At 68.0% G+C, this 1,064-nt stretch carries 1 protein-coding gene; it reads right to left on the bottom strand.

The features are described from left to right. Positions 1 to 949: IS481 family transposase (locus IG90_RS0138675; RefSeq protein WP_030596063.1), on the bottom strand; the 949-nt coding region annotated here is incomplete at its 3' end. Between the last annotated feature and the right edge of the window lie 115 nt (positions 950 to 1,064).

Raw genomic sequence — 1,064 nt, 5'->3', positions numbered from 1 at the left:
TGTATTGCCCTGTGAGGTTGGGGACGCGGCTGGCGGGTGGTTGGCCCTTGAGCGCGGTGTGTCCGCGGTGGTGATTGTAGGTGTGGAGCCATCGCGGGTAGGCGTCCCGTCGCTCGGCCTCGGTCCGGTATGCCTTGGCGTAGGCCCACTCGTCCAGCAGGGTCCGGTTGAACCGCTCGACCTTCCCGTTCGTCTGGGGCCGGTAGGGGCGGGTGCGCTTGTGTGAAATGCCTTGTGCTGCAAGGGAGTTGCGCCAGAGGTGTGACTTGTAGCAGGCGCCGTTGTCGGTCAGGACCCGCTGGACGGTGATCCCGGCCTCGGTGAAGTAGGCGTGGGCGCGCTGCCAGAATCCGACGGCTGTTTCCTTCTTCTCGTCGGTGAGGATCTCGCTGTAGGCGAGGCGGGAGTGGTCGTCGACGGCGTTGTGGAGGAAGCTCATGCCGGCGCCCGCCCGGTTCTTCCGGCCTGCTTGGCGGCCGACGGCTTTGTGGCCGCCGCCGTCGGGGATGTTGCCGATTTTCTTGATGTCGACGTGGACGAGGTCGCCGGGGGCGGCGTGCTCGTAGCGCCGGATCACCCGGCCGGTCACTCGGTCCAGGTGGTCCAGGCGGGCCAGTTTGTAGCGGGTCAGGACGCGGTGCACGGTCGCCGGGTTCAGCCCGAGCAGATAGGCGATGCGGGCTGGCCCCCAGCGCCGCAGGACGCGGATCTTGATGATCCGCCGCTCGGTCCGGGTCGGTGTCCGGCGCGGGCTGTGGTGGGGCCGGGAGGAGCGGTCGGTCATTCCGGCCTCGCCCTGCTCGCGGTAGCGCAGGGCCCACCGCTGAGCCGTGGTGGGCGATACCTGGAAGCGCTCGGCGGCCCGGCGCAGAGGCCAGCCGTCCTCTACGACGCAGCGGGCCAGACGCAGACGTCCGGTCTCGGTCAGGGGTGCATTACGGTGGGGCATGAGGGCCTTCTGGTCGTTCGTGTAGATGTCGCAATCCACACCGAACCCGGAAGGCCCTCACTCGTTCAAGATCCCTAAGCCGTGGGATCCGTCACCAACCTCCATGGACAGAACA

This window comes from Streptomyces anulatus (assembly GCF_000721175.1).
Taxonomy (GTDB): Bacteria; Actinomycetota; Actinomycetes; order Streptomycetales; family Streptomycetaceae; genus Streptomyces; species Streptomyces anulatus_C.
This window is presented reverse-complemented; position numbering and strand designations above follow the sequence as displayed.